The sequence below is a fragment of the Lentzea albidocapillata subsp. violacea genome (genome assembly GCF_900100275.1).
GTDB lineage: Bacteria > Actinomycetota > Actinomycetes > Mycobacteriales > Pseudonocardiaceae > Lentzea > Lentzea violacea.
Window position 1 is genome coordinate 20,832 of record NZ_FNET01000002.1, and the last position, 12,760, is coordinate 33,591.

11 protein-coding genes are annotated in these 12,760 nt (G+C 70.5%); 8 read left to right on the forward strand and 3 right to left on the reverse strand.

The window, feature by feature from the left end; genetic code table 11:
- Positions 1-246 precede the first annotated feature (246 nt).
- Genes BLR21_RS05175 through BLR21_RS05205 form a run of 7 tightly spaced genes read left to right on the forward strand, consistent with a single transcriptional unit; the run spans position 247 to position 7,497 of the window.
- Positions 247-1,464 carry an MFS transporter gene (locus BLR21_RS05175; RefSeq protein WP_090004562.1) on the forward strand — a complete coding sequence of 406 codons (1,218 nt, stop codon included), beginning with the start codon at positions 247-249 and terminating at the stop codon, positions 1,462-1,464.
- A complete protein-coding gene (locus tag BLR21_RS05180) occupies positions 1,461-2,246 on the forward strand; it encodes a class I SAM-dependent methyltransferase (RefSeq protein WP_090004563.1) in 786 nt (261 codons plus the stop codon). Before BLR21_RS05175 ends, BLR21_RS05180 begins: the two co-directional genes overlap by 4 nt.
- An 11-nt stretch (positions 2,247-2,257) precedes the next feature.
- A complete protein-coding gene (locus BLR21_RS05185; RefSeq protein ID WP_090005025.1) occupies positions 2,258-3,781 on the forward strand; it encodes an ABC transporter substrate-binding protein in 1,524 nt (507 codons plus the stop codon).
- Positions 3,769-4,722: an ABC transporter permease gene (locus tag BLR21_RS05190; protein ID WP_256334482.1), complete on the forward strand. Its 954-nt coding sequence runs from the start codon at positions 3,769-3,771 to the stop codon at positions 4,720-4,722. Before BLR21_RS05185 ends, BLR21_RS05190 begins: the two co-directional genes overlap by 13 nt.
- Complete coding sequence (locus BLR21_RS05195) at positions 4,719-5,492, forward strand: ABC transporter permease (protein ID WP_090004564.1); 774 nt, start codon at positions 4,719-4,721, stop codon at positions 5,490-5,492. Before BLR21_RS05190 ends, BLR21_RS05195 begins: the two co-directional genes overlap by 4 nt.
- Positions 5,489-6,937 carry an ABC transporter ATP-binding protein gene (locus BLR21_RS05200; RefSeq protein WP_090004565.1) on the forward strand — a complete coding sequence of 483 codons (1,449 nt, stop codon included), beginning with the start codon at positions 5,489-5,491 and terminating at the stop codon, positions 6,935-6,937. The genes BLR21_RS05195 and BLR21_RS05200 overlap by 4 nt, the downstream gene beginning before the upstream one ends.
- The gene (locus BLR21_RS05205) at positions 6,934-7,497 is read left to right on the forward strand and encodes a GNAT family N-acetyltransferase (RefSeq protein ID WP_256334483.1); all 564 of its coding nucleotides are present in this window, start codon (positions 6,934-6,936) and stop codon (positions 7,495-7,497) included. The genes BLR21_RS05200 and BLR21_RS05205 overlap by 4 nt, the downstream gene beginning before the upstream one ends.
- A gap of 99 nt (positions 7,498-7,596) precedes the next feature.
- Here BLR21_RS05205 and BLR21_RS05210 read toward each other — a convergent pair whose 3' ends face one another.
- Positions 7,597-9,354, reverse strand: coding sequence for an ABC transporter ATP-binding protein (locus BLR21_RS05210; protein WP_256334484.1), 1,758 nt, complete (start codon positions 9,352-9,354; stop codon positions 7,597-7,599).
- Between the two features lie 200 nt (positions 9,355-9,554).
- Here BLR21_RS05210 and BLR21_RS05215 point away from each other — a divergent pair, with 200 nt between their 5' ends.
- Positions 9,555-9,854 (forward strand): hypothetical protein, encoded by a 300-nt coding sequence (locus BLR21_RS05215; RefSeq protein WP_090004567.1) that lies wholly within the window; start codon positions 9,555-9,557, stop codon positions 9,852-9,854.
- A 58-nt stretch (positions 9,855-9,912) separates the two neighbouring features.
- Here BLR21_RS05215 and BLR21_RS05220 read toward each other — a convergent pair whose 3' ends face one another.
- A complete protein-coding gene (locus tag BLR21_RS05220) occupies positions 9,913-11,151 on the reverse strand; it encodes an MFS transporter (RefSeq protein ID WP_176929485.1) in 1,239 nt (412 codons plus the stop codon).
- Positions 11,152-11,358: 207 nt separating this feature from the next.
- Positions 11,359-12,726, reverse strand: coding sequence for an alpha/beta hydrolase (locus BLR21_RS05225; protein ID WP_256334485.1), 1,368 nt, complete (start codon positions 12,724-12,726; stop codon positions 11,359-11,361).
- Between the last annotated feature and the right edge of the window lie 34 nt (positions 12,727-12,760).

The following is a 12,760-nucleotide window of genomic DNA, read 5'->3' on the forward strand; positions in this document are numbered from 1 at the left end:
TGCGGTCTCCCCGGCCCGCCAAGTCTGGGCCTGGTGCCGCGATGACAGCACCCCTGCGGCTGTCCGGCGTGCCAGGGCTGGGCGTGGTGCGGCGATGACGGCACCCCTGTGGTCTCCCCGGCCTGCCCAGCCTGGGCGTGGAGCGGTCACAACGACACCCCTGCGGTCTCCCCGGCCTGCCCAATCTGGGCCTGGTGCGGCGACGGCGGCACCCCTGCGGCTGTCCGGGCCGGGCGTGGTGCCGCGATGACCCGATTCGCGCGGCCGCTGCCGCGGGCCAGGTCTGGGCGTGGTACCCGGTTCGCGCTGCCGGTGCGGCTGCTGCTGGTCAACCAGTTCGCCGTGAACACCGGCTTCTACCTGCTGATCCCCTACCTCGCCGTGCACCTGGGCGGCCTGGGCATGTCCGCCGCGGTGATCGGCGTGGTGCTCGGCGTGCGGACGTTGAGCCAGCAGGGCCTGTTCCTCCTTGGTGGCACCGCGTCGGACCGGCTGGGACCGCGGACCGTCATCCTCGCCGGCTGCGCGCTGCGCGCGGTGGGGTTCGGGCTGTTCGCGATCGGTGACTCGCTCGCGGTGGTGCTGGCCGCGTCGGTGCTCAGCGGGCTCGCGGGTGCGCTGTTCAACCCGGCGGTGCGGGCCTACATCGCGTTGGAGGCGGGTGAGGCACGGACCGAGGCCTTCGCCCGGTTCAACGTCTACGCCCAGGCGGGCGCGTTGTTCGGGCCGGTGCTCGGCAGTGTGCTGCTGCTGTGGGACTTCCGGATCGCCGCGGTGGTGGCGGCCGGGATCTTCGCGGTGCTGACCGTCGCCCAGGCCGTCGTGCTGCCCGCGCGGCCGGCCACCCGCCGGGGCGGATCCGTGCTCGGCGACTGGCGGGAGTGCCTGGCGAACCGCCGGTTCGTGGCGTTCACCTGTGCGCTGAGCGGGATGTTCGTCCTGCAGAACCAGCTCTACCTGCTGCTGCCGATCCAGGCGCAGGAGGCCACCGGATCAGCGGGCATCGTCGCCGCGCTGTTCGTCGTGTCCACGGTCGCCACGCTGCTGTTCCAGGTCCGCATCACGCGCTTGCTGAAAGACCGGGCACGAGGGCCGGTGATCGCGGCGGGCCTCGCCGTCATGGGCGCGGGCTTCGCCGTTCCCGCGCTGTGGTCCGGGCTCGTGCCGGTGCTGGTGGCCACGCTCGCGCTGGCGGTCGGCGTGATGATCGCGAACCCCCTCGTCTACGACCTGATCCCCTCGTTCGGCCCGGACAGCCTGGCGGGCACCCAGTTCGGCGTGTTCTACCTCGGGTCCGGACTGGCCGCCGCGCTGGGCAACACCGCGATCGGGTGGGTCAGCGGGTTCGGTGACCGGCTCGCGGCCCTGCTGTGCGTGGCGATCGGGCTCATCAGCGCCGCGGGGGTCGCGTGGCTGCACCGCCGCGGCGCGCTCACGCCACGACAGCCGGAGGTCGCCCGATGAACCTGCTCACCGACAACCCCGAGCTGTACGAGCACCAGTTCCCCGACCCCGGGCACGTCGCGGCCCGGTTCGTGCACGACGTGGTGACCCGGTTCGGCGGCGGACGGGACCTGCTCGACATCGGCTGCGGCACCGGCCGGGACGCGGGCTGGTTGTCCCGCAACGGTTACCGCGTCGCCGGAGTGGACAGCTCGGAGAACATGCTCGCGTACGTGCGTGAGCACCACCCGGCGGTCGACGTGGCGTTGGCCGACATGCGCTCCTTCGACCTCGGCCGTCGTTTCGACGTCGTGACCTGTTTGGACAGCGCGATGTTGTACTGCCACACCAACTCCGACCTCGACGCCTTCCTGCACCGCTGCCGGGCACACCTGTCGCCCGGCGGCCTGTTCGTCGCGGAGATGCGCAACGGCGCGTTCTTCCTCGGCAACACCGAACTCCTCGACGGCGTGCGCACTCGCTCGGTGACATGGCGAGACACCGAGTACACGTCGCACACCGAGCTGTGGATCGACCACGCCGCCCAGTTGCTGCGCCGCCGTCGCGCGTGGGAATGGGCCGGGCGCGCCGAACCTCTCGTGCAGCGATCGGCCTGGCGGCTGCTGTTCCCCCAGGAACTGCGCCATCTGCTCGACCTCGCCGGGTTCGACGTCCTCGCCCTGTTCGACTCGCCCGGCCCCCGCACCGACCAGCCCTGGACCGCCGACGCCCCGCTGAGCGGCGCGCTGTCCGGCGACCGCCTCCACGTCGTGGCCCGCCTCCGCCGAAGCGGGTGCCAGTGAAAGGAACCAGCATGTCCCTGAACCGCCGCGGTTTCCTCGGCCTCACCTCCGGTCTGGCGGTCGTCACCCTCGCGGGGTGCGGCAGCGCCACGTCGGCCTCCTCCACGCCGCGCACCGGTGGCAGGCTCCGCGCCGCGTTCGCCGGTGGTGGTGCCAAGGAGGTTCTCGATCCGCACCTGGCCAACCTGTTCGTCGAGGCCGCGCGGTCGAAGGCGATGTTCGACAAGCTCGCGGACCTCGGCGGGGACGTGTCGCCCCAGCCTCGTCTCGCGGAGAAGTGGGAGCCGAACGCCGACCTGACCCGCTGGCGGATCACCTTGCGCAAGGCGGTGTTCCACGACGGCAGACCGGTTCGAGCCCAGGACGTGCTCGCCAGTTATGCGCGCATCCTCGACCCGAACCGCGCGTTCCGCGCCAAGTCGAGCCTCGCGCTGATCGACCTGCCGAACAGCCGTGTCGTGGACGACCTCACCGTGGAGTTCGCGCTGAAGCGGCCCTTCGGCGAGTTCCCCAACGCTCTTGCGGCATTCGGCGCCTACATCGTTCCCGAGGGCGCCGAGGACTTCACCAAGCCGGTCGGGTCCGGGGCGTTCAGCTTCGTGTCGTTCGAACCGGGCAGGTCCGTGCTGCTCAAGCGCAACCCCGAGTACTGGGAGGGCGCGCCGCTGCTGGACGAGCTGGAGTTCGTGATCGCCAACGAGGAGTCGGCGCGCACCAACGCCCTGCTGGGCGGGCAGGTCGAGTACGCGCACGACCTGACCCCGACCACCGCGCGCAGTCACGCCTCCGGTGACCGGATGACGATCCACCGCTCCCCCAACAGCGCCGTGCAGGCGTTCGCCATGAAGGTGGACCGGCCGCCGTTCGACAACCGCGACCTGCGGGAGGCGTTGTTCCTGCTCGCCGACCGGCCGCAGCTCGTGGAGTCGGTGCTCGCGGGCAGCGGGCAGGTCGGCAACGACCTGTTCGGCAAGGGCTACCAGCACTACGCCGACCTCCCGCAGCGGGAACGCGACCTGGACAAGGCGAAGTTCCTGATCCGCAAGGCGGGCGCCGAGGGCCTGGTGGTCAAGCTCGACACCTCCACGGCCGCGGCCGGCATGGTCGAGGCCGCCACCGTGTTCGCCGACCAGGCCAAGGGATCCGGGCTGACCATCGAGGTCGCGCAGGGCAACAAGGACAGCTACTGGGCGGACACGCTCAAGAACGGCTCGCTGTCGAGCTTCCGCTCCGGTGCCATGCCCATCGAGACCCACGTCGCGCAGCGCCTGCTCAGCGGATCGGGCACCAACGTGACCAAGTGGGCGCGGCCGGAGTTCGACGCGCTGCACGAGAAGGCGGTGTCCACTTCGGACGCAACCGCACGCACCGAGGCGTACCGGGAGATGCAGCGCGTGCTGCACACCGAGGGCGGCTACCTGATGTGGGGCTTCGCGGACTGGATCGTGGGCGCCAAGCCGAACGTCGGCGGCATCTCCACCGCACCGGCCAACACGCTCGACTGGGCCCGGTTCGACAAGGTGTGGCTGGGTTGAGTCTCACGTCCTACGCGGCTCGCCGGGCCGCGCTCGGGCTGATGCAGGTGCTGGCCGTGGTCACCCTCGTGTTCTTCCTGGTCGAGGCTCTGCCAGGAGACGCGGCGGTGGCCCTGGCGGGTGACAACCCCGACCCCGCGCGGATCGCCCAGATCCGCGCGGCCATGGGACTGGACCGGCCCGCGCCCGAGCGGTTCGCCCAGTGGCTGGTCGGGTTGCCACAGCTGGACTTCGGCGAGTCCCTGGTGTCGGGACGGCCGGTCGCCCAGTTCCTGTCCGCCGGCATCGGCCCGACCGTCGTGCTCGCGGTGCTGACCCTGGTGCTGCTGGTGCCGATCTCAGTGCTGGTCGGTGTGCTGGCCGCGCTGCGCGAGGGCAGCCTGCTGGACCGGGCGCTGACGTCGGTCAGCGTGGCACTGCACTCGATTCCCGAGTTCGCGCTCGCCGTGGTGCTGATCGCGGTGTTCGGCGTGCAGCTGGGCTGGCTGCCGCCGACCGCCGTCGGCGCGGACGTGCTCACCGAGCCCGCGGTGCTGGTGCTGCCGTTGGTGGTGCTGCTGGCGCGGCCGATCTGCTCGATCAGCCGCCTGGTGCGCGCGGGCATGGTCGACGCGCTGGCGTCGGACTACGTGCGCCACGCCCGCCATCTGGGGATCGGCGAGACGCGGGTCCGGTTCGCCCACGCCCTGCCGAACGCTCTTTCGCCGGCGGTGCAACAGGTCGCGCGCACCACGGACTGGTTGCTGGGCGGCGTGATCGTCGTCGAGGCGGTGTTCGTGATCCCCGGCCTCGGGACCGTCCTGGTGGACGCCGTGGCCGCGCGGGACCTGCCCGTGGTGCAGGGCCTGGCGGTGGTCTTCGCGGTCACCACGGTGGCCGTCAACCTGGTGGCCGACCTGGTGGGCTTCCGCCTGGCCCCGCGCGCCGAGGTGGTCGCGTGAAGCGGGCAGGCATCGGCGGACTGCTGATCGTGGTGCCGCTGGCGCTGGCGCTGCTGGGACCGCTGTTCGTGCCGGAGCAGACGGCCCGCAGCGCCCCGTTCATGCCGCTGGGCCTGCTGGGCACCGACTTCGTGGGCCGGGACACCTGGTACCAGGTGCTCGCCGGCGGCCAGACGGTCGTGCTGGTGGCGTTGCTCGCCACCGCCTTCTCCTACCTGGTCGGGGTTCCCTACGGCGTGGTGGCCGCCACCGCTCGGCTGCGGCTGGTCGACGAGGTGCTGATGCGGCCGCTCGACGTGCTGCTGGCCGTGCCGTCACTGCTGGTGCTGATCCTCGTGGCCGCCATCACCGGACAAGGGCTCGTGGTGCTCATCGGCATCGTCACGCTCGTCAACTTCCCCGACGTCGCCCGCCTTTCGCGCGCAGCGGCACTGGAGATCGCGGGGCGGCCGGCGTTGGAGGCGATGCGCATGCAGGGCGAGTCGTGGTGGCAGACCTCGATCGTCTACACCGGACGGTCGATGCTGCGCACGCTCGCCGCCGATCTGGGCGTGCGGCTCACCGGCGCGCTGTACCTGGTGGCGTCGGCCAGTTTCCTCGGTGTCGGCGTGCCACCCGACGCGGCGGACTGGGCCGTGATGGTGGACCGCAACCGCGGCGGGTTGTTCCTGCAGCCGTGGGCCGTGGTGGTACCGGCGTTGCTGATCATCTCCCTGTCCATCGGGTTGAACCTGGTGTTCGACCGCGCACTGCGGAAGGTGCGGACATGACCCCAGAGGACATGACCCGAGAGGCGATGACCCCGGTCGTGCACGTGGAAGACCTGCGCGCCGAGGCCGGCGGGCACGTGCTGCTCGACAGCGTCAGCTTCGCCCTGTCCGCGGGCCGGGTCCTGGCCCTGGTCGGCGCCTCGGGCAGCGGCAAGACCACCACCGGTCTCGCCCTGCTCGGCGAACACTCCCCCGGCGTGTCGGTCAGCGGACAGGTCGAGGTGCACGGACGCGTCGGATTCGTGCCCCAGCAGCCAACCTCCGCGCTCAACCCGGTGCGCCGGCTAGGTGCCGTGTTCCGCGAGATCGCCGCAGTGCACGACGGTGACCCGGAGGAGCTCATCAGCACGGCACTGCGCCGGGCGCGGGTGCCGGCCGACCTGCTGCGCCGCTACCCGCACCAGCTGTCCGGCGGCCAGCAGCAACGGGTCGTGCTCGCCCAGGCGCTGGTCGGCGACCCGGCGGTGCTGGTCGCCGACGAACCCACCACCGGGCAGGACGCCCTGACCCGCGCCGAGGTCGTCGACGAACTCGCCGCCGTCGTCGCCCAGGGAGTGGCGCTGGTGTTGCTGACCCACGACGTGGAGGTGGTGCGGGCACTCGCCGACGAGATCGTGGTGCTGCGCGCGGGGCGCGTCGTCGAAGCCGGACCCGCACACGAACTGCTGACCAATCCGCGTGAGGACTACACCCGCGCGCTTCTGGACGCTCTGCCGTCGATCCCCGCCGAGGTCCCCGAACGGGCGCCACGCATGCGGGTGCGCGGCCTGACCGCCCGGTACCGCAACGCCACCGTCCTGCACGACGTGGACCTGGAGGTCGGCGAACGACTGGCGGTCGTCGGCCGTTCCGGCAGCGGCAAGACCACCCTCGGCCGTTGCCTGGCGGGTCTGCACCAGCAGGTCACCGGCGAGGTGCTGCTGCACGACCGGCCACTGGCACGGTCACTGCGCCGACGGCCACGAGCCGCGCTGGCCGCCGTGCAGTACGTCTTCCAGGACGCGCGGGGGTCGTTCGACGAGCACCGCACGGTGCTGGACCAGGTCGCCCGGACAGCGGTGCGGCTGCGCGGTGTGCGCCCCGCCGAGGCCCGTGCCGCGGCGCTCGCCGCCTTGGCGCGCGTCGGTCTCCGCGAGGACACGGTGCTGCGCCTGCCGCGTGGACTGTCCGGCGGCGAACTCCAGCGGGCAGCCCTCGTGCGCGCCCTGCTCGCCGAACCGGAGGTGCTCGTGTGCGACGAGATCACCTCGGGCCTGGACGCGGTGACCCGCGCCGGGCTGCTCGACCTGCTCGCGAGCGTGCCGTGCGCGCTCGTGCTGATCAGCCACGACCTCGACGTCGTGGCCCGGCTGGCCGACCGGGTAGCCGTGCTCCACGAAGGACGCGTCGTCGTCCACGGTCCGGTCGCGACCACTTTGGACGGCGCGAAAGAGAGGATGCAGTGAACAAGCACCACCCCTACGAAGTGCGGTTGGCGACTCACGCCGACCTGCCCGGTGCCCGCAGCGTCATGCTGGACACCTTCTACCGCGAGTTCGGCCACGGCTACCGCCCCCAGTGGCACACCGACGTGATCGACCTGGCGGGGGCCTACCTGGACACGCCCAGGCACGCGCTGTTCGTCGCGGTCGACTGCGACGAGGTCGTGGGTACCACCGCCGTGCGGGCACAGGGACCGGCCAGTCCGCCCCACCCGGCGTGGATCGCCGAGCGCTACTCCGGCGACCGGACGGCTCAGCTGTTCCGGGTGTACGTCCGGGCGGAGCACCGGCGCCGCGGCCTCGCGCGGGAACTGGTCGACGCCGCGGTCCGGTTCATCGCCGAAACCCCCGGCTACGAACAGATCTACCTGCACACCGACACCCGCGTGGCCGGTGCGGAAGCGTTCTGGCGCTCGGTCGCGGTCGAGGTCTGCGACGCCCGCGACGGTGACCCGGACCGCCACCAGACCGTGCACTTCGAGATCCCCGTGCCGGTCCTCGCCGGCGCGGGCGAGGCGAGATGATGTGATGCGGTTACCCGTATCCAGGCCGGCGGAAGGGTAGCTCCCGCCGGCCTGGATGGGCCGTGTCCGGCACGTTCGTGCATTTCCTCGTCGGCGAAATCAACGAGTACCGACCACCTCGTCCAGGAAACCGCCGGACTGGTGGCGCCACAGCTTCGCGTACGTCCCGTCGACGTCGAGCAGTTGCGCGTGGGTGCCCTGTTCGACGATCCGGCCGCGGTCGAGCACGATCAGCCGATCCATCCGCACGACCGTGCTCAGCCGGTGTGCCACGACGATCGCGGTGCGGCCCTCCATGAGCCGCCACAGTGCCTCCTGCACCAGCACCTCGCTCTCCGAGTCCAGCGCGCTGGTCGCCTCGTCCAGCAGCAGGATCGGCGCGTCCCGCAGGATGGCGCGGGCCAGCGCGACCCGTTGCCGCTGCCCGCCGGACAGTTTGACGCCGCGTTCGCCGACCATCGTGTCGAACCCGTCGGGCAGCGCGTCCGCGAACTCGGTCACGTGCGCGGCCTGCGCGGCGCGGTGGATCTCGGCGTCGGTCGCGTCTGGCCGTGCGAACGCGATGTTCTCGCGCAGCGTCCGGTGGAACATGGCCGGGTCCTGGGGCACGTACCCGATCAGGCCGCGCAGGTCGGCCTGGCTCAGGCGGGCGATGTCCTGGCCGCCGATGAGGACGCGGCCCCGATCGACGTCCATCAGCCGCAGGAGCAGCCGGGTGAGCGTGGTCTTGCCGCCGCCGGAGCGGCCGACGAGCCCGATCCGCGTGCCCGCCGGGATGTCCAGGTCGAGCCCGTCGAACAGCGGCTCGCCGCCGCCGTGCGTGAACACGACGTTCTCGAACCGAACCCGGGAGTCCTTCACGCGCAACGGTTCCGGCTGCTTCGGGTCGAGCACGGTCGGCGGGTCGAGCAGCAGTTCGGTGAACTGAGCCGCCTCGGTGAGCGCGCTCTCCACCTGCCGGTAGATCTGGTTGAACTCGAACATGATCCGCGTCGCGTTCCCGAAGTAGGCGAACGTCACCACGATCGCCTCCACGCCGAGCCCGTCACTGACCCCGATCGCGACCACGAGGCCGAGCACGTTGGTGAGCACGGACAGCGGCGCGATCACGGTGTCGATGCGCAGGTTGCTGTAGTCCCACGACCGCAGTGCCAGCCTTCGCTGCTTGGCGGCACGGGTCCGGTGCTCCGCGCCCTCGAGCCGCTCGGCGGCGAACGCCCGCACCGTGTCCATGTTCATGAGCGTGTCCGAGACGTGGCCGGACACCTGGGCGATGGCGGCCTCGCGCTGGACGACCAGCCTCTGGCGGTGGCGGATGAGCGGCGCGACCACAAATCCCGTGACCAGGATCAGGCCGACCAGCACCGCGACGAGCACCGGGTTGTAGCTCCACAGCACGACGCAGGCGAAACCCAGCGGGATGATGTTGGCGAAGACCTTGAACGCCAGCGTGTCCACGAAGTCCTCGAAGCGGAACGCGAAGCTCAGCACCCGTTTGGTGAGCGAGCCGGCGAAGTTGTCGTGGAAGAACGCCGCGTCCTTCTCCAGCAGCTCGTCCATCGCGAGGGCGGACAGGTTCTCGATCCCGCGGCCGTCCACGCGGTTGAGGCAGTGCAGGCCGATGCGCCACAACAGTTCCGAGAGCAACATGAAACCGCCGAAGGCCAGCACGTACGGCAGGACGGTGCCGAGGCTTGTGCCGCCACCACCCGCAAGCATTCCGACGAGCCCGCCCACCGCCAACGGCGCGAGGTAGAGCTGACACGTGACGCCCAGCGCGGGCAGCACGAGTCCGCCCACGGAGAGGAATCCGTGGCGCCGCAACTCCTTTCCGTACAGGCGCAGAGCGAGCGGCACCGCGTTCTTCCGGACAGGTCTTTCTGATTCTGGCACGACCATCCGACCCCCTTCCCCCAGCAACTGAGCGTCCTCATGCTCCCGCAGAGGGTCGGGTGGCAGCGATCGAATATCGCCGCGTGGACACGGCTGGCGGAGTGCCTGTCTGTCATGTCACCGTGCACACTGACGGATTCCCGTTCGGCCCGAAGGACTGAGCCGTGCCCGACCGACCTGAGATCGTCTGCATCTGCGGCTCTGCCCGGTTCGCGGACGAGATGCGTGCGGCGAACCGTGATCTGACCTTCGCGGGTGTCATCGTCGTCGCGCCGGGCGAGACAGACGAGTTGGTCACCGACGAGCGGAAGACCGCGCTGGACGCCCTGCACCTGCGCAAGATCGACCTGGCTGACCGGGTTCTGGTCGTCAACCCCGGCGGGTATGTCGGCGAGTCGACGAGCCGGGAGATCGCGTATGCCCACGCCGCCGGCAAGCCGGTCTCGTTCACCGATCCCGTCTGACCAGCCCATGGAGGCCGCCGGCCTCTCCCCACCTGGGGTGCGATTTCGGATCAGAGGATCAGAGGTTCCGGTACGGCCTGCTGAAGAATCCGACCGAGAAGGCCGCCGACACGCCCAGTCCGGCGACGATGATCACGACCTCCGGGTCGACCGTGCCCAGAACAGCACCGGCGAGCAGCGCGGAGGCAGGGTAGGCGAGACCGGCACAGGTGGCCAGCAGGCTCATGACCCTGCCCAGCGCCCGGGCAGGCACTGTCCGCTGGAGCATCGTCATGTAGAAGACGTTCACCGTGGCCTGCAAGGACGCGGCGGTGAACATCGCCGCGGTTGCCATCACCAGCGAGGACCCCACCGGGATACCCGTCAGGGCAAGTCCCTCGGCGACACCGAGGCAGAGCGCGACCATCCCGCGACGGCGCAGGCGAAGGAGTGCCGGGCCCAGCAGCGCTCCGATGACCGAGCCGGCGCCGAGGCCGGTCATCATGACCCCGAACCCGAAAGCTCCCCGGCCCAGCGAGTCCTGGGCGAAGATCGGCAGTGCGATCTCGATCAGGCCGACAGCGGCGAGGTTGAACACGAGCGTGGTCAGCAGGGTCATCCTCACCAGGGGAGAACCGGCGGCATACCGCAGCACCGATCGCCAGGTCCTCAGCCGGTCGCTGTCGTTGGCGTGCTTCGTTTCAACGGCTGTTTCGACCGCAGGGCTGGACGGCCGGATCGCCATCAGGGTCAGGCTGGACACCAGGAAGGTGATCGCGTCGATCAGCAGCCCCACACCGCTCCTGAACGACGCCACGAGCATTCCGCCCAGCGCGGGCCCGGCGATCCTCGACGTGCTCTGCATGATCTGGATCAGGGAGTTGCCCGCGGCGAGCGACTCGGGACCTACGATCTGCGGTAGTACGGCGAACGAGGCCGGCATGAAGATCCCGCCGAGGATGCCGAACGGGACCGCGACCGCGATCATGGCCCAGAGGGGAATGTGACCATGGGCGGCGAGCGCGGCGAAACCGAGCACGACGACGGCACGGAGTGCATCCGCGGCAAGCATCACCGGCCGGGCGCCCAGGCGGTCGGCAAGCGCTCCGCCGACCGGGAGGAAAGCCAGCCTGGCCCCTCCGTAGCAGGCCAGCACCACGCCGAGGTTCGCGGGACCGCCACCCTGGTTGAGCATGACGAACGGCAGTGTGACGAGATAGATGCCGTCGCCGATCTGGGAGAGCAGCTGGCCGATGAGGTACAGCGCGAAGCGTCGTTCCCGCAGCGGAGCCGGCAAGCGCTGCGGCCACACGCTCATGGGCTTCACGAAATGTCCTGATGGTGGCGGCATCTTCTCACCAGGTGGCGGGTGATGTGTGCATACCGTAGAGGAGCGCGCCATCCTTGAAGGACAGTTCCCGAGCAACAGCACGGTGCCGAGTGAGATCACGTTGGCCGTGGTCCCGTGTCGGCGTGTTCAAAAGCCACGCTTGCGACGCATCGCGACAAAGGAAGCGAGCAAGGCTCAACGGTGTCGTGGTGACGTGAAGCGGTCGCCGAGGAACTCCGGGGGCCGGAACCCGACGAAGGCGGCTGGGCCGAGCCCGAGCGAACCGGCAAGATCCTGCAGCCGGCGCGGCTCGGCCAGTCCGTCCCAACGCCCGGTCTCGACGCGCTTGTCCATGGTCATCACCGCCGCGACCAGTTCAGCGGTCGTGAAGGCGCAGTGCCCCGCGTGGTCGGTGTATGCCTGTCGAAGCAGCGCGGCGGAACCGCTGTCGCGAACGTCTTCGGCGTACTCCTCCACGTGCTGTACCGGGACAAGGGCGTCATCGGTGGTGTGCATCGCGAGAACCGGCATGTCCAGCCGTCCGGTCAGGGTGGAGGTCTCGCGCATCCAGCGGTACGCCACCGGGTCGGCGGTCACGTCCGCCGTGCGCGTCAACAGGTTCAGATCGGTGTGCAGATCGGCACCGGCCTGCCCGTACAACCGCGCGACCTGAGCAAGGAGTCCCGACTCGGCGAGTTGCCGCCAGTAGTTCACGCCCTTGTTCCAGGTGGGGTTGCCGCCGGCACTCTGCTCCATGTCGTAACGGCCGAACAGGATGAACGGCAGGATCGCACGCAGGTTCTGATACCGGCCGGCCTGCTGCGCCTCGGCGTCGCCCGGCGCGGGCTTCGGCTGCCCGGCAACCCACGCCGGCTCCTGGAACAAGGCCGTGATCAAGGCATTCCGAGCGCGGCCCGCGGCGCTGGCCTGCGCCTGATCCAGAGCGGTCAGCATCCGGCTCGAGGTGGCGGCGGCCTCGGCAGGGCCGGTGAAGCCGACGAGTTTGACCTGCTGCCCCGCGAGGAGCAGTTGCGCGATCGCGTGCGACCCGTCCAGCTGGTAGTTGTGCAGGTCGATCCCGCCACCCATCAGCCCGCAGGTGGCGATGGCGCCGTCGAGCCGTCGTCCGCCGAGTTCGGCGAGCCGGCCGGTGATCATGCCGCCGAACGACGTCCCGAGCGCGATGGCACGGCGAGGCCTGCCGATGATCCCGGTGACCGCCTCCAGCGTGTCGAGCCCGTCCTGAGCCGCGGTGTCCGTGACCCACCCAGGACGGGAGAACGACGAGCCGGCCAGCGCGTAGCCGCGAGCCAGCAGGGCCTCCGCGACGGCGGGACCGGGGCTGTTGACCGGCGGATTGGCGGGAGCCGGGTTGTAGCCGTGGCTGTAGAGCAGCAGCGTGCCGTTCCAGTTGGCCGGCACGTCGGCGATCCAGGTCGCGCCGTTCGGCAGGGCCCCGTCGTACCTGGTCGCGGGTGCCGCCTGCGCCGTGGCGGGCACCAGGCCCAGTACGGCCAGCGAGGCGACCACCATGGCGGTGAACAGTCGTCGAACGGTCTTCATAGTGCTCCGCCCCTTCGTGGTGGGGATGGCGAGC